Origin of the sequence: Streptococcus mitis (genome assembly GCF_026782865.1) — a bacterium.
Taxonomy (GTDB): domain Bacteria; phylum Bacillota; class Bacilli; order Lactobacillales; family Streptococcaceae; genus Streptococcus; species Streptococcus mitis_CG.
In genome coordinates this window covers 72343-96243 of record NZ_JAKUXK010000005.1, presented here as the reverse complement: position 1 = coordinate 96243, position 23901 = coordinate 72343, and the positions used below count along the sequence as shown (strand labels likewise).

The following is a 23901-nucleotide window of genomic DNA, read 5'->3' as shown; positions in this document are numbered from 1 at the left end:
AGTATAATGAGTGCAAGACATTTCGGAGGTGAAATATGCTAGAAGTAAGAAGTCTAGAGAAAAGTTTTGGATCCAAACAAGTTTTGTTTGGTATTGACTTTCAAGCGCGACCAGGTCGTATTTTAGGACTAGTCGGGAAAAATGGTGCTGGGAAGACAACAATTTTCCACAGTATTTTGAAGTTTTTAGAATATCAAGGAGAAATCAGTCTAGATGGTCAGGGTATTCGTCAAGAGACCTACGCTCGGATTGGCTATCTGCCTGAAGAACGCAGTCTCATGCCTAAATTGACAGTCCTTGAACAAGTTCGTTACTTGGCGACTCTAAAGGGCATGGATGCTAAGGAAATCAAGGAAAAACTCCCTCAATGGATGAAGAAGTTGGAAGTGAAAGGGAAGCTGACTGATAAAATCAAGAGTCTGTCAAAAGGGAATCAGCAGAAGATTCAGCTCATTATTACTCTGATTCATGAGCCAGACTTGATTATCTTGGATGAGCCTTTCAGTGGATTGGACCCAGTCAATACAGAATTGCTCAAGCAAGTTATTTTTCAGGAAAAAGAGCGCGGAGCAACCATTATCTTTTCTGATCATGTCATGACCAACGTCGAGGAGCTTTGTGACGATATTCTCATGATTCGAGATGGACGTGTGGTCTTGCATGGACCGGTACAGGATGTCCGCAATCAATACGGGAAAACGCGTCTCTTTGTTTCAAGTGAACGAAGCAAGGAAGAATTGGAAAATCTTCCTCATGTCAAGCAGGTGAGTTTGACCAAACAAGGCAGTTGGAAATTGATCTTAGAGGATGAGAGCGCTGGAAGGGAACTCTTCCCAATCTTGACTCAGGGGCAATACATCGCAACCTTTGACCAGCAAGCGCCAACAATTGATGAAATCTTTAAACTAGAATCAGGGGTGGAAGTATGAGAAATATGTGGGTTGTAATCAAGGAAACCTATCTTCGACACATCAAGTCGTGGAGTTTCTTCTTTATGGTGATTTCACCATTCTTGTTTATCGGTCTATCTGGGGGAATTGGCTACCTCCAAGGGTCTTCTATGGCCAAGAATAGTAAGATAGCAGTAGTAACAACTGTGCCATCTGTGGAAGATGGGCTCAAGGGTACCAATGGTATCAACTTTGATTATAAGGATGAAGCCAGTGCCCAAGCTGCTATCAAAGATGAGAAAATCAAGGGTTACCTAACCATTGACCAAGAGGACAGCGTCCTCAAGGCCGTCTATCATGGTGAAACTTCTCTTGAAACAGGCATCAAGCTAGCAGTAACTAATAAGCTCAACGAACTGCAATACCAACTCAATCGCTCGGCGGCTAATTTGTCTCAAGAACAGGAAAAACGCCTGAGTCAAACCGTTGATTTTACTGAGAAGATTGATGAATCTAAGGAAAACAAAAAAATTGTTCAAACCATTGCGGCCGCAGGGCTTGGTTTCTTCCTTTATATGATTTTGATTACCTATGCTAGTGTCACTGCTCAGGAAGTGGCTAGCGAGAAAGGAACCAAAATTATGGAGGTGGTCTTCTCTAGTATCCGAGCTAGTCATTATTTCTACGCTCGCATGCTGGCTCTGCTTCTTGTGATTTTGACCCATATTGGCATTTACGTCGTGGGTGGACTTGCTGCCATTCTTCTCTTTAAAGACCTACCAATCTTGGCACAATCTGGTATTTTAAATCATATAGGAGAGGCTTTCTCGCTCAACACCTTATTGTTTGTCTTGGTTAGCCTCTTTATGTACGTTGTTTTAGCAGCCTTCCTAGGTTCTATGGTTTCTCGTCCTGAGGACTCAGGAAAAGCCTTGTCGCCTTTGATGATTTTGATTATAGGTGGTTTTTTTGGAGTGACAGCTCTAGGTGCAGCTGGTGACAATCTCATCTTGAAGATTGGTTCATATATTCCCTTTATTTCGACTTTCTTCATGCCGTTTAGAGCTATTAATGGTTATGCAAATGGGTTAGAAGCATGGATTTCGCTTGCTATTACGATTGCTTTTGCAGTAACAGCAACAATCTTTATCGGGCGTATGTATGCTAGTCTCGTTCTGCAAACAGATGATTTAGGTCCTTGGAAAACCTTTAAACGTGCCTTATCTTATAAATAGAAGAGCCTCGCGAAAGCGAGGTTTTTTAGAGATAAAAAGAGTGGAATTCAGAAAAATATTTTTCATATCTATTGACTTTTAGGGGTGAAATTTGGTATTATAGTAGGCGGTATTGTTTACCCCATTTGAAAGGCCCCGGAACCTTCCAAATACTTTTCGATGGGAAGGAACACCCATCACCGTAAACAAAAATCGAACTATATATAGGAGAAATCATGAACAAAACAACATTTATGGCTAAACCAGGCCAAGTTGAACGTAAATGGTACGTAGTTGACGCAACTGATGTACCACTTGGACGTCTTTCTGCAGTAGTTGCTAGCGTACTTCGCGGAAAAAACAAACCAACATTTACACCACACACTGATACAGGTGACTTTGTGATTGTTATCAATGCTGAAAAAGTTAAATTGACTGGTAAAAAAGCAACTGATAAAATCTACTACACTCACTCAAACCACCCAGGTGGATTGAAACAAATCTCTGCAGGTGAACTTCGTTCTAAAAATGCAGTACGTTTGATCGAGAAATCAGTTAAAGGTATGCTTCCACACAATACTCTTGGACGCGCTCAAGGTATGAAGTTGAAAGTATTTGTTGGAGCTGAGCACACTCACGCTGCACAACAACCAGAAGTTCTTGATATTTCAGGACTTATCTAAGGAAAGGAACAATAAAGTATGTCACAAGCACAATATGCAGGTACTGGACGTCGTAAAAACGCTGTTGCACGCGTTCGCCTTGTTCCAGGAACTGGTAAAATCACTGTTAACAAAAAAGATGTTGAAGAGTACATCCCACACGCTGACCTTCGTCTTGTAATCAACCAACCATTCGCAGTTACTTCAACTGCAGGTTCATACGACGTTTTCGTTAACGTTGTAGGTGGTGGATACGCTGGTCAATCAGGAGCTATCCGTCACGGTATCGCTCGTGCCCTTCTTCAAGTAGACCCAGACTTCCGCGATTCATTGAAACGTGCAGGACTTCTTACACGTGACTCACGTAAAGTTGAACGTAAGAAACCAGGTCTTAAGAAAGCTCGTAAAGCATCACAATTCTCAAAACGTTAATCAATACGATTATATCAACGTTTCAAAGCACTCAAAAGTTTACCTTATGGGTGCTTTTTTCGTGTTTTTTTAAAAAGTTTACCTCAAAGTTCACCTTATTTTTACCTTATTGTTTTAGAGACTTTAAAGCAAATTCCCCAACTGCCATAGGAACTACATTAGAAGTATTGACATAAATTTGAGTTGTGCCTGTATCGCTATGCGTTAGTGCTTCAGAAATGGCTTCTAAGCTCATTCCTGCTTGTTTAGCAAGCGTTGCTCCTGTATGTCGCAGTTTATGAGGTGTAGCATGTGTCAGCTCTTTATGTCGCTTTCTAATACTTTTCATTTTGTTGTTTAGATAGTCAGCATGTAAAGGCTTATTGATGTTTCCTTTTGTGTCGATATATGTAAAAACAAATTGTTCTGGATTACTGATGATGCCAAACTTTGCCAGTTCATATTTTTGTTGTTCTTTCCAAGAGGTAAGGAGCTGAAGTAAGTCATTAGAAATAGAGAAAATAGTTTTCTTATTTCCCTTAGTAGATTTTACTTACCCATATCTATCTAAAGCTTGAATTAGCTGAATCTGTGATTTTGAAAAGTCTATATGTTTCCATTGAAGAGCATAGGTTTCATATTTTCTATCGCCTAAGAAAAAAGTGAGATAAAATAGGACATAATTTTTAAGGGTTATTTTATCATTATCTAAATTTTCTTGAAATGCTGAGAACCATTCTTGGAGTTGTTCATGAGTTAGATATAAATTTTCCTCTCTCTTTGCCTCTGCAAGTTGAATCTTTTTAGTGGCCTTTATTCTTCTTAATATTTTTGCAACTTTATTAGCTTCTATATACTCAAATTCTTCTGCCCATTCAAAGATAGAATGAACTGCAGCCCAAAAGCTAGATTTTTTATGTCTAACTTTTTGGGGTCAGTTCAATAATCATTCTGTTTTATATATACTAAGACATCCATAAAAATTTATGGATGTTTTTTGATTTATATATAGAAAAAGAGAAGACCGGCTGGTCTTCTCTTTGGGGGAACTAGAATCATTGAAAAGAATTAAGTAAAGATTTTAATTAGTCTTTGAAATTCTTTTGGAAGATGAGTAGAGACAATACTGAAGTAATAGCAGCCAAGAATAAGAAGGCATTTGCTTCTTGTTCTCCAGTTTCTGGGAGTTGTTTTTCCTTGTCTTGTTTAACTGTAGTAGCAACAGGTGCTTTTTCATCTTTTCTTGGTGAATCTTCTGTTACAACTGCAGGAGCTGGTTTTTCAGTTTCTCTAGGTAGAACATACTCAGGGAGAGTCACAACTGGTGGAGCCTCTGTTCCTACAGAACTTTGTTTAGTTCCAACCTCAATTACTCTATCTAGAGCTGGAGTTGATTCAGTTTGAACTACCTTACTATTGCTGCTATCTACTTCGACATACTCGATTATAGCACCATCTTTCCCTTCTGCTAGAACTTTCTCTTTTCCTTTATCTAAGTTTGGATTTTCGTGACGTATAGTCTTGAATGGTACTGCCTTCTTGACAATATCCAAGCTTGGAAGTTTAAAGACAAGGTCTTTAACTCCCTCTTCAGGACTTGAAGAAGTAATTGGTTTTTCAGGTTCTTTTGGTAGAAGGTACTCAGGAAGAGTCACAACTGGTGGAGTATCTGTTCCTACAGAATTTTGTTTAGTCCCGACTTCAATCACTCGGTCTAGAGCTGGAGTTGATTCAGTTTGAACTACCTTACGATTGCCGCCATCTACTTCGACGTACTCAACTAACAAACCGTCTTTCCCTTCTGCTAGAACTTGTTCTTTCTCTTTGTCTAAGTTTGGATTTTCGTGACGGATAGTCTTGAATGGTACTGCCTTCTTGACAATATCCAAGCTTGGAAGTTTAAAGACAAGCTCTTTAACCCCTTCTTCAGGACTTGAAGAAGTAATTGGTTTTTCAGGTTCTTTTGGTAGAAGGTACTCAGGAAGAGTCACAACTGGTGGAGTATCTGTTCCTACAGAACTTTGTTTAGTCCCAACTTCAATCACTCGGTCTAGAGCTGGAGTTGATTCAGTTTGAACTACCTTACGATTGCCGCCATCTACTTCGACGTACTCAACTAACAAACCGTCTTTCCCTTCTGCTAGAACTTGTTCTTTCCCTTTGTCTAATTGTGGATTTTCGCGACGGATAGTCTTGAATGGTACTGCCTTCTTAACAATATCCAAACTTGGGAGTTGGAAGACAAGCTCTTTAACCCCTTCTTCAGGACTTGAAGAAGTAATTGGTTTTTCAGGCTGTTTTGGTTCAACTGGTTGTTCTGGTTGGCTAGGTTGCAATTGCTTGATTTGTTCAAGAGCGTTATTGAGGGCTTTGTTGACGTCTTCTTGAGTCTTCGCTTCTTGGATAGCTGCGATTGCTTTATCAGTAATTTCAACTAATTTTTTCTTAGCATCGTTGTTAGTACCAAGTTCAGCCACTTTTTTCTCAATAGCTTCAGTCAAGCTAGCCATAGCCTTATCATAATTGATTTCAGGCTGTTCAGGTTGTTTCGGATCAACCGGTTGTTCTGGTTGGCTAGATTGCAATTGCTTGATTTGTTCAAGAGCGTTGTTGAGGGCTTTATTGACGTCTTCTTGAGTCTTCGCTTCTTGGATAGCTGCGATTGCTTTATCAGTAATTTCAACTAATTTTTTCTTAGCATCGTTGTTAGTACCAAGTTCAGCCACTTTTTTCTCGATAGCTTCAGTCAAGCTAGCCATAGCCTTATCGTAATTGATTTCAGGTTGTTCAGGTTGTTCAGGTTGTTTTGGTTCAACTGGTTGTTCTGGGCTTGTTTCGTTTCCAGGTTTTTGGTAATTTTCATCTTTGCTAAGAATATCTTGCAAAGTAGTGACTGTTGACATCACATCTTGTACATTTACCGTATCAGAACTTAATTGTGCAGTGAGTTTATCAAGATTAGACTTGAACGCTTGGCGTGCAGTTGCAGTATCTTTCAATCCAGCAGGATTAAAGTTAGATAAATCTTCTTTCCATTTAGAGATAGATTGAAGGATTTCTGCTTTGCTGTATAGCTCGCTACCTTCGCCTTGTGTAATGAATTGATCCACTTGCATACCAATATTTTTGGTCAAATCATTCTTGTCAGGGTCTAGTTGGAGAGTTACTGCGTGCAAGTTTTCATCAAGTCCTTTTAGGCTGACTAGAGTCTGGTCACCTTGGCGTTGGGCAGCGTGACCGCTAAAGTATTTCTTGCCATCAATAGTCGAAGCATTTCCCATACCATCTTGGTAAGGAACTTCTTTACCATCTAAGAAGACCTTGTAGATACCGTGACCTGGGTCTACAAATCCTTTGATTTCTAAGCCTGTACCATAGAAATAAGCAGTCACAGTTGTCTTTTTCTTCTGATCCTCTGTCAGATGTCCAAATGATACCCATGATTCAGTATTTTGGTATTTGCCAGAAGAGTTGGTTTCGTGTCTCCAGCCAGGACTGTAATCTAATTGGCTAGCCTGATCGTCGTAATTTGTCTGATTTGTCTTCAATAAATCAGCCTTCATTACTCGAATAGTTGCGTCGGTAGCAAAACCGAGTAGGGCACCATCAGACGCAGAAGTGAGTTTGGCTTTGAAATCAAAGATTGAGTCAGCTTGTTCGGTGAAGTCGATAGTTGGAATAGTAACAGTTTTCTCTGTTTCACCATCTGCAAAGGTCACATCTTGAGTTGTATCTTGGTAAACCTTACCGTGAACACCTGTTCCAGGTTCTGTAATGAAGCGAACGGTAGCAGCTCCCTTGCTTCCACCAACACGCTTAATTGTAACAGTAACAGGTTTTCCTTTTTCGACATCGTAAGAAGTTGCTTCAAGCTCAAACATACCCTTGCTGTTATTGTTTAGAGTGTAGATTCCTTCTGTAGCAATTGGTTCACCTGTTTTGTTAACGAGAGTAATAGTGTGTTCTCCAGGCGATAAATCACCAGTTTCGTAAACTTTTTGGCTACGTTTACGGCTACTGTTCTTGGTTTGTACATCTGCAACTTTTTGACCATCCACGTATACAGACATTTCACCATGGTTTGGATCTACTGTTGATACAACATAAGCCTTGGTTCCTGTGAAACGATAGGTGACTTTGGCGTCTTTCTTGTTGGTCCACATAGAAGTACCACGGATACCTTCTGACTCGTTGTACCAAGTTGTACCTTCCTTGTCAGCCGTTGTATTTGAGTGGTATTCTAGTCCAAGAGGATATCCATCATTCTTTTCGATAGTGCTTGGAGTTTTATAGACTGAGAAGTTGGTTAGGATTGGTGTAGCTTGTGAGCCAGTAATCGTAACTCGGATTTTTTGTGCTTCTACAGGTTGACCCTGGATCAAACGACGATAGCCTACGGTTGAACCTTCACCATATGGAACCCAGCGTCCGTTGATTTCGACTTCAATCTTGAATCCAGAAATACGTTGTCCTTTGGCAATATCTTCCTTGAGTTCTACGACGTCAAAACGTCTCTTTTGTCCTAAATCAACTGTGAAACTACCAGTTGTAGCATCATTTGAAAGTGCCCAGCTAGTATCATCTTTACCGTCTGTAAGGTGGCTTTCTTTGTAGAGATGGTTCTGACGAGTAGAACTTGCTGTTACAGTTGCTCCTTTGGCAAAGTCAGTCGCATACATTTGATCTAGAGTCGCTTTGAATTCTTTCAAGCGAGCCACGTCAGCATCTGCGAATTTACCTTCTTTGTTTGGTGGAATGTTGAGAAGAAGTGGCGTTCCACGACCAACAGACTTGAAGTAGATATCCATCAATTCTTTGAGGGATTTTGGTTGCTGGTTATCGTGGTAGAACCAGCCAGAGCGGATGGAAACATCTGCTTCTCCTACAGAGTACATATCTCCGTCAGGGTCACCGTGGTTAAGGTATTCGTTCTTAACATTTTCGGTGATGTTTGCTTTCTTGACCTTATGCCATACAGGGTCACCAGCGATACCACGCTCATTTCCAATCCAACGGATACTTGTTGGTTCGGCAGAGAAGATAGCGATATCTCCTTCAGCTTCCTTGATGTATTTGAACCACTCATCAAAAGTGTAGGTTACTTTTTGGGCACCGCTACCGCGTGCTCCATCCATCCAGACTTCGATAAATTTACCCTTATTACCGTATTTTGGATTACCAAGGATTTCTTTTAGTTGATTGAGGTAGTATTCGTTGTATTCTTTTTGAGTAGCTACCTTATATTTAGGGCTATTAACATCCCATGGTGATAGGTAAACACCCATGTTCATATCGTATTTAGTAGCCGATTTAGAGATTTCTTCTAGAAGGTCACCTTTTCCATCTTTCCATGGACTTGCAGCTACGGTATGATTTGTATATTTAGATGGGTAAATAACGAAACCATCGTGGTGTTTGACAACCATAATAGTTCGTTTAAAACCGGTTTCCTTTAGAGTACGGATCCATTGGTCTGTATCTAAGTTAGTTGGATTGAAGTTTTTAGGATCCTCATTTCCATGTCCCCATTCAGAATTAGTATAAGTATTCATACCATAGTGGATGAAGGCAGCTAATTCTTCCTTGTGATAATCAAGTTGAGCCTTGCTTGGAAGCGGACCGTGATTTCCGATTTCTGTTTCTTTATCTTCTGGGTGAGCAGCAGGTAAAACATTTGAAGTCGGATTAGAGCTATCAGAGATTTTTTCGTATTCAAAGACAACATCATTCACACCCTTGTGCTGGATGCTGGCTTCTAAGCGTGGAGTGATCGCGCGGTAGCCTGCGATTTCTTTTGCTTCAAAAGTGTTTACAAAGGAAACCTCGTATTCTTTTCCGTCATTATTATCAGTAACAACATCTGCTAATTCTTGCTCTGAGCCTTTCAAGCGATAATGAATGGCAAATGAACCTTTATTCACTTTATAAACCACCTTGATGACCCGTGTTCCTGGAGCTGTTTTGCTGACGACGTTGTAGGTCCACTCATCTTTGAGTTGTTTGTTGATTTCGACGCCATCAATAGAGACAATCTGGTATTTCTCTTGATTTTTTGTATAGAAGTCGGTCTTAGCGATTTCTTTTTTGAAGTCATAATCAAAAGCTGTTCCAACTTCAGTTTTTTCGACAAAAGTATCATCAGTTTTGATTGGATTACCAGTTTCATCTACGTGTTGAACCACTACACGTCCGTAATCGATTCCTTTAATGAGTGTCGCAACACCATTTTCATCGAAAGAATATTGATTTTCACCAATAACAGCAGTTTTATTTCTGAACATTTCTCCTTCAGGAGTAAAGTAATATCGTTTCCCGTTATCACCTTGGTACCAACCTTTGACACCATATTTTGCGATAATATCTTTTACCCATTTGACTTGCTCAGGTGAGAGGACGATCCCACCACCGAAACGGTCTTTGTCAGGGATGCCGTTTTCAATTGTGCCGTGTTGGTGAACACCGACTACTTTACCATCACCGTTGATAATACCAGCACCTGAAAGGCCTGAAACAGAAGTCATATGATAGGTAATGCCTTTTGAGCCTTTATCATCATACTTATCAACAGATTTCACGACACCATCAGCCTTGTAAAGTTGACCAGCGACAATTGGTTTTTTGAGCTCAGGTGAGCTTGAATCGGTCGGATATCCAATTGTGCTAACAGGATCTCCTGGTTGATAGGTTTTGTTTTCTGCCAAGGGAACAAAGGTAGCAGCTTTATTTGGACTAGCGATTTGAAGAGGAACAGGTGCTACAACAGCAGCCAGATCATTTTGATATCCTTTTCCAAATTCTTTCTTGTTCCAAAAATGAATATCTTCTTCTTTGAAAAGAGTAGTATTACCCGTTACAGGTTGAGAATTGCGAACAGCAGAATTGGAACCGAGGTTATAGTAAAACTTAGCAGAATCTCCACCTCGAATATGTCCTTCTTTTGTATCATGGTCTGATTCTAAAAAGTTGTGAGCAACAGTCAAGATGACATTTGGTGCTACAAAAATACCAGAACCAGACACGATATAGCGTTGGGAACCACCATTGTAAATAGTGTAAATCATACTAGCAGCAGTGGCAGGTTGTCCTTCATAAGGGACGTGCTTCAAATCTAGACCACCGTTGATGATCGCACGATTACCATTTTCAGCTTCTTTTGGAAGTTCTTCCTTGTTTTTTAGAATGCTTTCTGTCTCAACTTTTGGGCTATCCTTCTTGTCTACGATTGCTGAAGTATCTATGTTTTTTACGGGCGTATCAGGATAAGCTTGATCGTGGATTTCTTCAGGAAGTAAGTCAGTAGTCTTAGTATCTGCTACAGATTTTTCTTCTGCTGGTTTAACAGTTTTTTCTGATTTCTCTGACTCTTGAGGTTTAGAAATTACAGGACTTTCATTTTTGACTTCTGATTTGGATTTTTCAGCTTCGGCCAATTTTTCTACATTTGGTTGAGAGCTTGTAGTTTCAATTTTTGCTTCGTCAGCTAGTGCTGTACCAGATGCAAAAAAAGCGAGTCCAACCATAACCGAAGCAACACCAACGGTTAATTTTCTGATGCTAAAAGTTTGCCCTTTTTCAAAAAGGTATCGATTCATAATGTACTCCTAGTTTGAATAAAGACAGTCAGCTACTGTCTGAGCCCAAGTATGACTTGGAAACGATTTTCTTTAATGATAGTTAATTTGTGCAATAGTTTGAGTATAACCTTCCTCCTATTTAAGCGCTTTCATCTTAAGATAAAAAAATTTAAATTGCCATCTTAATATTTAAAATGACCCAAAATCCTTAATATAACAAATATACTAAATTATTCCAAGAAATGCAATAGAGAAATGTAAGAAAATCAATCTAACTTAAAGAAATTCATTTGCTTTTTAAAGAAAAAATACATCCTTTCAAAAATTAAACTAAATGAAAGGATGTATTCAAAAAATCAGAGTAATTTTCGTATGGCCTCTTCAATTTGTTGTGGGTCTGTTTTGGAAGAGAAGCGTTCAAAGACTTGCCCATCTCGACCGATGAGAAACTTAGCGAAATTCCATTCGATTCGTTTTCCTAGTGGACCAGATTTCTGGTCTTTCAACCAAACATAGAGGGGATCTGCCTCCTTACCGTTGACCTTGATTTTGGCAAAACGTGGGAAGGTGGTTTGATAGTGTAGGCTACAGAAGGCGTTGATTTCTTCTGTGTTACCTGGTGCTTGTCCCATAAACTGATTGCAAGGGAAGTCTAAAATCTCAAAACCTTGTTCTTGATAGCAATCATAGAGTTCTTGGAGACCTTGGTACTGGGGCGTTAAACCACATCCAGTAGCAGTGTTGACAACCAAGAGAACTTTCCCACGATAGGCATCTAGTGAGATTTCTTGATTGTCTTGATTCAAGACTGAAAAATCGTATAGTGAAGTCATTACTTGCTTTTCTCCTTCTGTTTGGTGTTTTTAGGAGTTTTTTCCTCCTGTAGGGATAGAAAGCCGTAGGTCAGGGTTCCAAAAATGCTACCGATAATCAGGCCATACATCAGGAAAGGAACACTTTTATCGAATTGCATGAGCAACTTCACAAAATCTGGAAGGGACATCTGTTGAACGAAGACTTTATGAAAGATGAGTAGGGTAAAGAGGCCAATCTGAATACCGATAAACACAATCCAGCTTCGGAATTTGATTTGGGCTTTGCTGTAGGTTTTGAGGATAATTTCTGACTTGTCATCTTTTTCCAGATGGAGTTCTTTGACGGCTTTCTGAGTTTTTAAGGTAATGAAAAAAATGAGTCCAGAGTAAACGTAGGGCATGGCATAGCGAACCACCTCTATGAAGCGTCCAAATAACAGATAAAACAAGAAGAGGAAGAAGGAAGAATAAACGATTTGGACCATGGAACGGGCACAGGCTTTGTAGATAATTTCTTGCCGGCATTCATCAAAAGGGCCTTGGATGTGAAAGAGATTTCGAAGTAGGCGAGTGGTGAAGTCTTCTTTTTTCATGCTGATAACCTCCTAAATGAGCGGTTTTTGATTGACTTCTTTAACGAATTGATAGAGATAATAAAGATAAGTGATAGAAGAAAGGCTAGCGATAGTCAGCAGTAAATAATATTTCCAATCGCTTGAGATGAGCATCAGTTGTGGAAAAGATAGAATTATAAAGTATAGTGCTAAGTTGAGTATGCGTGTTTTTGGGGAGTCAATCTTTAGATAAGTCAGTCCTTTGTTGAGTGCTGGAATAAAGACTAGCCCGAGGAATATCTCGCTGATTGGCAAGTTCCCTGAAACGATGATGAAGATGAGCAGAGAACTGAACAAAAGATGATAGGTAAGTAAAGTTACTAGTGATTTCATAAGGTACTTCCTAATCCTCATCTTGATTTTTCTTAGTTTTTGCAATGCGACGGGAGATGAGGAACTGTATGCTCGCTCCGAAGAAAATAGAACCGAGAATGCTTGATACACCATTTCTTATAGTGAGAAGAGAATGAAAATAGTCCTGACCTTCACCTATGAGTATACTTAGAAGAGGAGTTATAAAAAACATCCATAGACCAAAGAACAAACCTGCTTTAAGACCTGGGTAGTATAGTTGCTTACTTTCTTTCTCGCTCAGCATGTCTGGATCAATAGCTGTAATCCCTGTTTTTTTCATTTGGTAGGTGACATAGCCAGCAGCGATGAGGGCAATCACTAAAATCAGAGGAGGATAGATTAGAGCCACTTCTTGAGGGTATTTATAGGCCAGAAGGAGTGGAATAAGATTTCCGAAAATCATCAGATAAAAGAGGATGATAAAGACTTGGTTCCCAATACGATCGGCCTCACGCCGTTTGTATTCGTCAAGGGGACCAGAAATACCGTATGTGTGTTTGATCAGTTTTTCCGTGAAGGTTTCTTTTTTCATGAGTTTGCTCCTTTTTAAAAATTATCCTCCCAAAAGAGACTGTTGAGGTCAGTTTGGAGGCTGCGGGCGAGATTGAGACAGAGTTCCAGTGTTGGATTGTACTTGTCGTTCTCAATCATATTGATGGTTTGTCTCGAGACACCGATATCCTTGGCGAGTTCGAGCTGGGAAATGCCTAGTTCCTTGCGAAATTCTTTCACACGATTCATCTGTTCTCCTTTCTGATTTATGTCGTATATATTTGACTATATTATATTCTTCTATGAAATAGATGTCAAGCATATTTGACATATTTCTTAAAGAAATCTTACTTTTTTTGACCTATTTGTCTGACTAGTGCAAGCTATTCGGATTTGTGGTAAAATAGATAGGATATGACAAAAGAATTTCATCATGTAACGGTCTTACTCCACGAAACGATTGATATGCTTGACGTAAACCCTGACGGTATCTACGTTGATGCGACTTTGGGTGGAGCGGGCCATAGCGAATATTTATTAAGTAAATTAAGTGAAAAAGGCCATCTCTATACCTTTGACCAGGACCAGAATGCCATTAACAATGCGCAAAAACGCTTGGCTTCCTATATCGAAAAAGGGATGGTAACCTTTATCAAGGATAATTTCCGTCATTTACAGGCACGTTTGTGCGAAGCTGGTGTTCAGGAAATTGATGGAATTTGTTATGACTTGGGAGTGTCTAGTCCTCAATTGGACCAGCGTGAGCGTGGTTTTTCTTATAAAAAGGATGCGCCCCTGGACATGCGCATGAATCAGGAAGCTAGTCTGACAGCCTATGAAGTGGTGAACCACTATGACTATCATGACTTGGTTCGTATTTTCTTCAAATATGGCGAGGACAAATTCTCTAAACAGATTGCGCGTAAGATTGAACAAGCACGTGAAGTCAAGCCAATCGAGACAACGACTGAGTTAGCAGAAATTATCAAGTCGGCCAAACCTGCCAAGGAACTCAAGAAAAAGGGCCATCCTGCCAAGCAGATTTTCCAGGCTATTCGAATTGAAGTCAATGATGAACTGGGAGCGGCAGATGAGTCCATCCAGCAGGCTATGGATATGTTGGCTCTAGATGGTAGAATTTCAGTGATTACCTTTCATTCCTTAGAAGACCGCTTGACCAAGCAATTGTTTAAGGAGGCTTCAACGGTTGAAGTTCCCAAAGGTTTACCTTTCATTCCAGATGATCTCAAGCCCAAGATGGAATTGGTGTCCCGTAAGCCAATCTTGCCAAGTGCAGAAGAATTAGAAGCTAATAACCGCTCGCACTCAGCTAAGTTGCGCGTGGCCAGAAAAATTCACAAGTAAGAGGGGAAAAGATGGCAGAAAGAATCGAAAAAACAAGCCAGTCGCTGCAAACCAAGTTTAAGAGATTTTCACGAGTAGAGAAGGCATTTTATCTTTCGATTGCTTTGACTACAATTGTTTTAGCGATTAGCGTTGTGTTTATGCAGACAAAGCTATTACAAGTTCAGAATGAATTGACCAAGGTTAATGCTCAGATAGAAGAAAAGAAGACAGAACTAGATGATGCCAAGCAAGAGGTTAATGAATTGATTCGTTCAGAACGTTTGAAAGAAATTGCAAACTCGAAGGATTTGCAGTTGAATAACGAAAATATCCGAACAGCGGAGTAAGATATGAAACAATTGAAAGAAAAAATTATCCGTTTTGCCGTTCGTAATCGTAAATCACCAGAAGAAAATCGCCGAAGAGTAGGGAAGAGCCTAAGTTTATTGGCAGTCGTACTCTTCGCTGTCTTTTTGGTCAACTTTGCGGTCATTATTGGAACGGGTAGTAAATTTGGTAAAGACTTGGTCAAAGAGGCTAAGAAGGTTCACCAGACAACGAAGACCATTCCGGCGAAACGAGGAACTATCTATGATCGAAATGGAACGCCAATAGCAGAAGATGCGACTTCTTACAATGTGTATGCTGTTATTGACAAGACCTACAAGTCGGCTACTGGGAAAGTTCTTTATGTAGAAGATTCAAAATTTAGTAAAGTTGCAGAAATTTTTCATAAATACCTGGAGATGGATGAGTCCTATGTGACAGAACAACTTGCTCAGCCCAATCTGAAACAGGTATCGTTTGGTACAAAAGGAAATGGTATTACTTATGCCAATATGATGGCTATTAAAAATGATCTCAAGACTGCTGGTGTGGAGGGGGTTGATTTTACAACTAGTCCTAACAGGAGTTATCCGAATGGTCAGTTTGCTTCATCATTTATTGGTCTAGCACAACTTCATGAAAATGAAGATGGTAGCAAGAGTTTATTAGGGACATCTGGTTTAGAGAGTTCTCTAAATAGAATCCTTGCGGGAACAGATGGAATTATCACTTACGAAAAAGATCGTCTGGGAAATATTGTACCAGGTACAGAGCAAGCTTCTCAACAAACTGTAGACGGGAAGGATGTTTATACCACTCTTTCAAGTCCCTTGCAGTCCTTCATGGAAACACAGATGGATGCATTTCAAGAAAAGGTAAAAGGCAAGTACATGACAGCTACCTTGGTCAGTGCTAAGACAGGTGAAATCCTCGCTACTACTCAAAGACCTACCTTTAATGCAGACACTAAGGATGGTATCACTAAAGACTTTGTTTGGCGCGATATCCTCTATCAGAGTAACTATGAGCCAGGATCAACCATGAAGGTGATGATGTTGGCAGCAGCTATTGATAATAAGACTTTCCCTGGTGGAGAATACTTTAACAGTAGCGAGTTGAAACTGGCAGATGCAACCATTCGAGATTGGGACGTTAACGAAGGTTTGACAAGTGGTGGAACGATGACCTTTTCTCAAGGTTTTGCCCACTCTAGTAATATCGGGATGACCTTGCTCGAGCAGAAAATGGGAGATGCGACTTGGCTGGATTATCTCAATCGCTTTAAGTTTGGGGTGCCGACGCGTTTTGGTCTGACTGATGAGTATTCAGGTCAATTGCCTGCAGATAATATTGTTAATATTGCCATGAGTGCATTTGGTCAGGGGATTTCTGTAACGCAGACCCAGATGCTACGTGCTTTTACAGCCATTGCCAACGATGGGGTTATGTTGGAACCAAAATTTATCAGTGCCCTTTATGATCCAAATGACCAGTCTGTTCGTAAGTCTCAAAAGGAAATAGTCGGGAATCCTGTATCGAAAGAAGCGGCATCAGTCACGCGTGACCATATGGTTATGGTTGGAACAGACCCTACATATGGAACTATGTATAATCATAGTACAGGCAAGGCAACTGTCAATGTCCCGGGTCAGAATGTGGCCCTTAAATCAGGGACTGCGCAGATTGCGGATGAGAAAAATGGTGGTTATCTTACAGGTTCAACAAACTACATTTTCTCAGTTGTTTCTATGCACCCAGCAGAAAATCCTGACTTTATTCTCTATGTGACGGTTCAACAACCTGAGCATTATTCAGGTATTCAACTTGGAGAGTTTGCCAATCCAATTCTTGAAAGAGCCTCAGCTATGAAAGAATCACTCAATCTTCAGTCAACTGCTAAGAATTTGGAGCAGTTTAGTAAGACTACAAGTTATGCAATGCCTGCAACTAAGGATTACACGCCGGGTGATTTAGCAGAGGAATTACGACGTAACCTTGTTCAACCAATCGTTATTGGAACAGGAATTAAGATTAAAGATAGTTCTGTTTCTGAAGGGAATAATTTGGAAGCCAATCAGCAAATCTTAATCCTATCTGATAAGCTTGAAGAAATGCCGGATATGTATGGATGGACACAGGAAAATGTTCAAGCGTTTGCCAAATGGTTGAATATTGAAGTAGAGTGGGATGGTACAGGTAAAACGGTTCAAAAACAGAGTGTTCGTGCCAATACTGCCATCAAAGATATTAAAAATTTGAAAGTAACTTTAGGAGATTAACATGATCAGTTCCATTAGTGCTGGAATTCTTAGCTTTTTATTAACAGTTATTGGTATTCCAGCCTTTATCCAATTTTATCGAAAAGCCCAGATTACTGGACAGCAGATGCATGAGGATGTCAAGCAGCATCAGGCAAAAGCTGGAACTCCAACTATGGGAGGTTTGGTTTTCTTAATTGCTTCTGTTTTAGTCGCCTTCTTTCTTGCCTTATTTAGTAACCAACTCAGCAACAATGTTGGTATGATTTTATTTATTTTGGTCTTGTATGGCTTGGTTGGTTTTTTAGATGACTTCCTCAAGGTCTTTCGTAAAATCAATGAGGGCCTTAATCCCAAACAGAAATTGGCTCTTCAGCTGCTAGGTGGCGTCATTTTCTACCTTTTTTATGAGCGTGGGGGCGATATGCTCTCTGTCTTTGGTTACCAAGTGCATCTAGGGATTTTCTATATTGTCTTCGCTCTTTTCTGGCTAGTCGGTTTTTCAAACGCAGTCAACTTGACAGATGGTATTGACGGTCTAGCTAGTATTTCAGTTGTGATTAGCTTGTCTGCCTATGGAGTTATTGCCTATGTGCAAGGTCAGATGGATATTCTTCTAGTGATTCTTGCCATGATTGGTGGTTTGCTTGGTTTCTTTGTCTTTAACCATAAGCCTGCTAAAGTCTTTATGGGAGATGTGGGAAGTTTGGCTTTAGGTGGAATGCTGGCAGCTATCTCTATGGCCCTCCACCAAGAATGGACTCTCTTGATTATCGGAATTGTTTATGTTTTTGAAACAACTTCAGTCATGATGCAAGTCAGTTATTTCAAACTGACAGGTGGTAAACGTATTTTCCGTATGACGCCTGTACATCACCATTTTGAGCTTGGAGGATTGTCTGGTAAAGGAAATCCTTGGAGCGAGTGGAAGGTTGATTTCTTCTTTTGGGGAGTGGGGCTATTAGCAAGTCTTTTGACGCTAGCCTTTTTATACCTACTGTAAAAAATAAATCAGGATGAAGCTTATCTTCATCCTGATTTTTGTGTGGTTAAAAGTTAATTGGACTCATCCTTCTTACTCTTAAGTAGAAAAGTTGCTGTTAGGACTAGACTCAATCCTGACAAGAATAGTAGTGGATTGGATGTTTCACCAGTAGCTGGAAGTTGTTCTTTAGGAGAATCATTTGCAGATTGAACAAGGTCTGGACTAGATGAAACTTGCTTAGAGCTGTTGGCTAATGGTTTGATATCTGTTTCACTTGGTTTTTGATTTGCAGTAATTGATGCTCCATTAGCTCGATAAACGACTGCATAGGTGCTGAAATGACTAGTCGTAAATTCTGCCATTCCCTCGTGAATAGTAAAATCGAGTTTCTGTAACTCTTTTGATGGAGTTAGGTAGTAAACATTTTCGACAGCAGAGGAAATAGGCAAGCGAACCAAGACAGATCCTTTTGGTTGTAAACTCTGATCTGTTGAATTTTTAAGGTGAAGATCGTAAGCATCATAGGTCTTACCAAATAGTTCTTGAGCTAAGACATGTCTGCTAGAAATATGAGAAATTCCCTCTAATTCAGTCGCTCCTCCAATAATTTCAACTCCAGTCCTTTCATCTTTTAAGACACGAAGTTTATATTCAGGAACAGAAACCGTAGGCGCTTGCTCTTGTCCTGCTGTGTCGATAGGCTTCGTGTACTCAGGAATAGAAACAGTAAGTGCTTGCTCTTGTCCTGCTGTGCCGATAGGTTTCGTGTACTCAGGGATAGAAACCGTAGGCGGTTGTTCCATTCCTGCTGTGCCGATAGGTTGAGTGTATTCAGGGACGTTTACTACAGGTGGCTGTTCTAGTCCTGCTGTGCCGATAGATTTAGTGTATTCAGGAATAGAAACCGTAGGTGGTTGTTCTATTCCTGCTGTGCCGACAGGTTTAGTGTACTCAGGAATAGAAACAGTAGGAGCTTGTTCTAGTCCTGCTGTGCCGATAGGTTGAGTGTATTCAGAGATAGAAACAGTAGGTGGTTGTTCTAGTCCTGCTGTGCCGATAGGCTTAGTGTATTCAGGAATTTCTACAATAGGAGCAGGGTCATCTCCCTTGCTTGTAGTTGGCTGCTGATTCTCAACCTTCTTCTCATCCTTTTTGGTAAAGACAGCTACTACAGGACTGCTTGTTGTATTTCCCTGGATAGAATAAGTTTCTATCGCATTTCCAATCTTTCGATTGGTTTCGTCAGGGATAGGGATTTGTACCTGATTATCTTGGATTGATAAGACAGTCTGATCCCCAGTCGTAACTAGATGATTATCGTCTATCCTGCGTAAAACGAGTGGATCTTTGATACCTGGGAAGGTCACAGCGATGGCTTCCCAATCTCCAGCTGGAAGAGTTAAAGAGATGTTTTTATCCCCTTCCTTAAGTGGTGCGATACTTGGACTATCCAAGCTTACAGCTGGAGATTTAATCACATCAAATGAATCTAGAGAAATTTTCTTGCGACCTGCTGGTGAATTTGGATCAACTTTCAATGTCAAAATATGATTACCATCGCTCAGATTAGTAAATTCTCCAATTAAGGTTGCCTTTTGGGTAGCGCCAGCTGTGTAGAAGTCTAGACTTGACATTTCTTTGCCATCTAGTGTCACGAGAGCTTTTCCGAGAGCGGATGTTTTAAGTCCGTAAATTCGAATACCTGTTCCAGTAAATGGAATGGTTGCCTGAGCTTCTGAAGCAGTACTTGGGTCACTGTTATTGATGTCCGCATATTTTTCTGTGCTCTTATATAATTCAGTATCGCTCCAATCTTTGAATTGAGATCCGTATTGAATGCGAGAGTCACGGTCATCCATTTTTTCAATAGTTGTTCCCTGTCCAGGTAAAACTTTAAAGTAGTCTAAGGAAATTTTGGAACGTTCACTGCCACGGTGTTTATGCTCTTGTTTTACAGTGATGGTCATCACATGAGCACCATCTGACAATCCTGTGAAGCGACCGATAAGGCTACCTTTTTCAGTTGCACCTGCAGTATAGAAGTCCAGTTCACCGACTGATTTACCATCGATTTTGACTTCAGCGATTCCCAATTGAGATGATTTGAGACCATAGATTTCAATGCCAACACCATTGAAAGGAATGGTTGCTGTCGCATCTTTATCTGTATAGTTACCTAGTGAAAGGTCAGCAAATTTCTCTGTTCCTCCAAATAATTCTGAGTCTGCCCAGTTTCCAAATGCAGAACCGTATTGGATTCGGCTATCACGGTCATCCATCAATTGGTTATAGGTTTCGACATTGGCCTTTTCGGATACCTGTGTAGAAACATTACCTAGCATAGCCTTAACAGTATAAGTGTAGGCGAGTTGAGGATCGAGTGAGCGGTCGATAAAATGGGTTTGATTGGTTACAAATTCTCTGCTTGCAGAGATTTGGCCAGATTCGTCTTTCACTTGTCTTTGGATAACATAGTGGGTAGCGCCTTCTACTTGGTTGAAGGTAAGTTCGGCAGTGACGCCATTTTTTCTAACTGCTGTCAGACTGGTTACACGACCAGGGAAATGTTCAAAGGTAATGACATCACCTTTTTGTGTTGCCAGTTGAATGCGGCCATCTTTAAGAACAGTTGCTTTGACAGATTTGCCATTAACCTTAACCTGACTGGCTTCGATATTTGGATAATCTACAACTAGGTCTCCACCGACATTTGAAAGGAAGGACAAGCTTTGCAAGTTTTTATCTTTCCACTTCATGCTAACTTCAAAGTTACCACGGGCAACCAGACCAGAAACCTGACCGTCTTTCCAAACATCTGGAAGGGCTGGCAATGGTGCAATGTAGCCAGTTTGTGATTGAAGAAGCATTTCTGCAATCCCACTGGTTGCTCCAAAGTTTCCATCGATTTGGAAAGGTGCGTGCGTATCCCAAAGGTTTTCTAGAGTTGAATATTTGAGCTGTTCAGCGAGCAAGCGATGAGCACGGTTACCGTCTAAGAGACGAGCCCAGAGGTTGATTTTATTGGCCTTAGACCAACCAGTACCACCATCTCCGCGATGGTTCAAAGTTGCACGCGCAGCTTCTAAATATTCAGCCTGATCCTTGCTAAAGAGCGTACCTGGGAAGAGACCCACTAGGTGGGAAACATGGCGGTGGTTATTTTCAATCCCTTCATTAGTGAATTGTGGACTGTCCTCCTCGTACCATTCCTTGATGCGTCCCTCTTTGTTGATGTGAAGTGGTTTTAGTTTGTCAAATTTAGCCTTGACCTCTGTGACTAAGTCTTTGTCGACATTCAGATGGTTGGCGACTTCCATGTAGTCATGGAATAACTGCCAGACTAGCGATTGGTCAAAGGTATTTCCGATGGTGATGGTACCGTGTTCTGGTGAGTAAGATGGAGAAGACACCCAACGGTCACTGGCCTTGTCATAGTGCAAGAAGGAGTTCCAGAACTTAGCTGTTTCCTTGAGCATTGGATAGATCTTTTCTTTTAGATAGCTTTCATCCTTGGTGAATTTGTAGTAATCATAGACATTTTGCATCATCCAGGCATTGGCAGCTGGAGACCAACCCCAATAGTAATTCCAACCTGGAGTTGTCCAGCCAAATGGTGTCGCCTGGGTATGAACCAACCAGCCATTTTCTTGTCCGTCTTTGGATTCGATACCAGCGTATTCCTTAGCAGCGATACGGCCATAGTAACGCATATCGTCAATGTAATTGATCATTGGCTTGGCTGTTTCAGCTAGATTGCTCATGTAGGCTGGCCAATAGTTCATTTGCAAATTGACATTGAGGTGGTAGTCAGCGTTCCAAGGTGGATTGTCTACGGCATTCCAGACTCCTTGTAGGTTGGCAGGAAGGGCATCTGTCCGATCACGAGATGAACTAATCAATAAATAACGTCCGTATTGGAAGAAGAGTTCTTCCAGCTTTTGCCCTTTGCTAGGATTATAGGTCTGAAGGGCCTCTTTTGTCGTTTGAGCAGCATTGCTTCCACCTAGGTTTAGTTTGACGCGGTTAAAGAGGCTTTGATAGTCTTTGATATGGTTCTTTTTAAGTGTCTCGTAGTCTTTGCCCCTAGCTGCTTCTACAATGCCTTTAACTGTTTTTTCGAGGTCAATGTCTTTGCGATAGTTTGTTTTTGGATTCTGAGCAAAGTTAGTCTTGGCACTGAGTAAAAGCGTAGCGTAGCTAGCTCCTGTGATTGTTAAACTATCCTCATGGACAGTAACTTTTCCGTCCGTTTTAATTCCTAGATAGGATGCGAACTGGAGGCCATTATCTTTGACTGTACCTTTTAGTAGGATACCATTTGGGTCTGTCGTAACATGGCCACTCTTGTAGTTAGAATATTCCGCTGAGTAGTCTCCGTTAGCAAGTAAATCTTCTGTTAAGCTATTCCAAGCTGTAAAATCAAGTTTTTTGTCCCCTTTTTGGGTCAAGTGGGTCACGGTGACATCATCAGGATAGCTGGAGAAGGTTTCACGTTTGAAGGTTGTCCTATCTTGGGTGTAAGAAGTGGTTGTAGTGGCTTCTGTGATATCCAAACCACGGTGATAATCTGTTACCGTATCCAGCCCCTTTTTCTGGTTATTGAAAACCATGGATACATCACCAAAGGCTAAATAACGTCCATATTGGGAGTTGTTTGGACCAACTAGATTTCGCTCAGCTAATCGTTTGGCTTTTTGGCGGTCTCCATCCTCGAGAGCCTTACGAATTTCTGCTAAAATTTTATACCGTTCCTGATAGTTTCCTCCATTATAGTCGGTACTGTCGGGACGCGGTCCACCTGACCAAAGAGTTTTTTCGTTGTATTGGATTCTCTCCTCGCCGATGAGACCAAAAACCTTAGCCCCCATCTCACCATTCCCAACGGGGAGGGCTTGTTTTTCCCATCCATCATAGGAAGGAGCTGTTGGTCGATCATAGTTTAGCTGATAGTTGCTTTGTTCTGTCACAGGTAGTTCTTGCTTTTCGGCTTCCTTATTTTTATTAGCTTCTACAATGGCCTCAGTACTGGCTTGATTAGTTGTAGCAGAGGCAACATTAGCCTCAGTGGGTTTGGTTTTAGAAACACTATTATCAGCTAGAACTGGTTTTGAATGGTCAACTGCTTCGCTTGGCTGTGTGTGCTCGGTTGATTCAGTTGTTTTCGTAACGGTATCTTTCTTAGCTGTAGTTTTCTCCAGTGTAGCCTCTTTTTGCTTTACTTCAGTAGTATCAGCAGAGACGGTATGACTAGCTAGAAAAACCGCTCCAAGCAAAACAGAGGCTGTGCCGACTGTTAGTTTCCGAATACTGTAGCGACAGGATTTCTCCCTAAATAAATTTCTCATAGAAATCTCCTCTCATTTATTGTAAGCGCATTCATTTTTTCTTAAAAAAATATAATGCTCTATTTACAGTCTGATATAGACCGATTTTATTCGTACTATTTTAATATAACAAATAAAACCAGAGAAAGCAAGGGATTTTCATATGAAGTTATAGTTTTATATAATGTCACTGGAAACTGGTTAGACAAGTAGTCAAAGGTACGAATGTATAAGGCGACTATTTATTGGTATCGTCTTGAAAGCGTAAAACAAACTAGTCAGGGTGGCTAGTTTATGGTATAATGAAGGAGACTCAAAAAGAAACAGGAGAAAAATGATGGATTTACTTTTAGCAATTGTATTGATTGTGCTAGCTTTTCTAGGAGGAGCTCTTGGAGGAATGTACTTGGTTCGTAAGCAAATCGAAAAAGAATTTGCTGACAACCCACGTTTGAATGCTGAAGCAGTTCGTACTCTTTTGAGTGCAAATGGTCAAAAACCAAGCGAAGCTAAGGTACAACAAGTTTACCACCAAATCATCCGCCAACAAAAGGCCGCCCTTGCTAACAATAAAAAGAAAAAATAAATAAGGAAAAGTCTGGGATGAAAGTTCCAGACTTCTCACTATATTGGC

Annotated in this window: 16 protein-coding genes and 1 pseudogene; 9 read left to right on the top strand and 8 right to left on the bottom strand. The window is 40.5% G+C overall.

Going from position 1 to position 23901, the window contains the following annotated elements:
• The first annotated feature begins 35 nt into the window (after nt 1-35).
• The 4 genes from MK482_RS04255 to rpsI all read left to right on the top strand — a co-directional run bounded on the left by MK482_RS04255 (nt 36) and on the right by rpsI (nt 3198).
• A complete protein-coding gene (locus MK482_RS04255; protein WP_070842257.1) occupies nt 36-929 on the top strand; it encodes an ABC transporter ATP-binding protein in 894 nt (297 codons plus the stop codon).
• A complete protein-coding gene (locus tag MK482_RS04250; protein ID WP_268718075.1) occupies nt 926-2125 on the top strand; it encodes an ABC transporter permease in 1200 nt (399 codons plus the stop codon). The genes MK482_RS04255 and MK482_RS04250 overlap by 4 nt, the downstream gene beginning before the upstream one ends.
• Nucleotides 2126-2340: 215 nt before the next feature.
• Complete coding sequence (rplM, locus tag MK482_RS04245; protein ID WP_001044624.1) at nt 2341-2787, top strand: 50S ribosomal protein L13; 447 nt, start codon at nt 2341-2343, stop codon at nt 2785-2787.
• An 18-nt stretch (nt 2788-2805) separates the two neighbouring features.
• Entirely contained in the window at nt 2806-3198 is a 393-nt protein-coding gene (rpsI, locus tag MK482_RS04240; RefSeq protein WP_000075964.1) for a 30S ribosomal protein S9, read from the top strand.
• Nucleotides 3199-3304: 106 nt separating this feature from the next.
• Here rpsI and MK482_RS08980 read toward each other — a convergent pair.
• From MK482_RS08980 to MK482_RS04205, 7 genes and pseudogenes are all read right to left on the bottom strand, one after another.
• Nucleotides 3305-4069 (bottom strand): annotated as a pseudogene (locus MK482_RS08980) (tyrosine-type recombinase/integrase); the annotation flags it as partial.
• A gap of 193 nt (nt 4070-4262) precedes the next feature.
• On the bottom strand, nt 4263-10769 hold the full coding sequence (locus MK482_RS04230) for an alpha-L-fucosidase (protein ID WP_268718074.1): 6507 nt from the start codon (nt 10767-10769) through the stop codon (nt 4263-4265).
• Between the two features lie 338 nt (nt 10770-11107).
• Entirely contained in the window at nt 11108-11584 is a 477-nt protein-coding gene (locus MK482_RS04225) for a glutathione peroxidase (RefSeq protein WP_268718073.1), read from the bottom strand.
• Nucleotides 11584-12159, bottom strand: coding sequence for a DUF3278 domain-containing protein (locus MK482_RS04220; protein WP_268718072.1), 576 nt, complete (start codon nt 12157-12159; stop codon nt 11584-11586). The genes MK482_RS04225 and MK482_RS04220 overlap by 1 nt, the downstream gene beginning before the upstream one ends.
• 12 nt (nt 12160-12171) lie before the next feature.
• Complete coding sequence (locus tag MK482_RS04215) at nt 12172-12513, bottom strand: hypothetical protein (RefSeq protein WP_268718071.1); 342 nt, start codon at nt 12511-12513, stop codon at nt 12172-12174.
• Between the two features lie 10 nt (nt 12514-12523).
• The gene (locus MK482_RS04210) at nt 12524-13066 is read right to left on the bottom strand and encodes a DUF3278 domain-containing protein (RefSeq protein ID WP_268718070.1); all 543 of its coding nucleotides are present in this window, start codon (nt 13064-13066) and stop codon (nt 12524-12526) included.
• A gap of 14 nt (nt 13067-13080) precedes the next feature.
• Nucleotides 13081-13275 (bottom strand): helix-turn-helix transcriptional regulator, encoded by a 195-nt coding sequence (locus MK482_RS04205; protein WP_001082471.1) that lies wholly within the window; start codon nt 13273-13275, stop codon nt 13081-13083.
• Nucleotides 13276-13440: 165 nt separating this feature from the next.
• Here MK482_RS04205 and rsmH point away from each other — a divergent pair, with 165 nt between their 5' ends.
• From rsmH to mraY, 4 genes are read left to right on the top strand one after another with little or no spacing between them, the layout of a single operon-like run.
• On the top strand, nt 13441-14391 hold the full coding sequence (gene rsmH, locus MK482_RS04200) for a 16S rRNA (cytosine(1402)-N(4))-methyltransferase RsmH (RefSeq protein ID WP_268718069.1): 951 nt from the start codon (nt 13441-13443) through the stop codon (nt 14389-14391).
• A gap of 11 nt (nt 14392-14402) precedes the next feature.
• Complete coding sequence (ftsL, locus tag MK482_RS04195; RefSeq protein ID WP_153220391.1) at nt 14403-14720, top strand: cell division protein FtsL; 318 nt, start codon at nt 14403-14405, stop codon at nt 14718-14720.
• A 3-nt stretch (nt 14721-14723) separates the two neighbouring features.
• Nucleotides 14724-16979, top strand: coding sequence for a penicillin-binding protein PBP2X (gene pbp2X / locus MK482_RS04190; RefSeq protein ID WP_153220389.1), 2256 nt, complete (start codon nt 14724-14726; stop codon nt 16977-16979).
• 1 nt (nt 16980) lies between these two features.
• Nucleotides 16981-17961 carry a phospho-N-acetylmuramoyl-pentapeptide-transferase gene (gene mraY / locus MK482_RS04185; protein ID WP_153220387.1) on the top strand — a complete coding sequence of 327 codons (981 nt, stop codon included), beginning with the start codon at nt 16981-16983 and terminating at the stop codon, nt 17959-17961.
• Nucleotides 17962-18014: 53 nt separating this feature from the next.
• On the opposite strand, the gene MK482_RS04180 is transcribed toward mraY, so the two are convergent.
• Nucleotides 18015-23288 (bottom strand): SIALI-17 repeat-containing surface protein, encoded by a 5274-nt coding sequence (locus tag MK482_RS04180; protein WP_268718068.1) that lies wholly within the window; start codon nt 23286-23288, stop codon nt 18015-18017.
• 316 nt (nt 23289-23604) lie between these two features.
• Here MK482_RS04180 and MK482_RS04175 point away from each other — a divergent pair, with 316 nt between their 5' ends.
• Nucleotides 23605-23853, top strand: coding sequence for a YneF family protein (locus MK482_RS04175; protein ID WP_000364990.1), 249 nt, complete (start codon nt 23605-23607; stop codon nt 23851-23853).
• Nucleotides 23854-23901 lie beyond the last annotated feature (48 nt).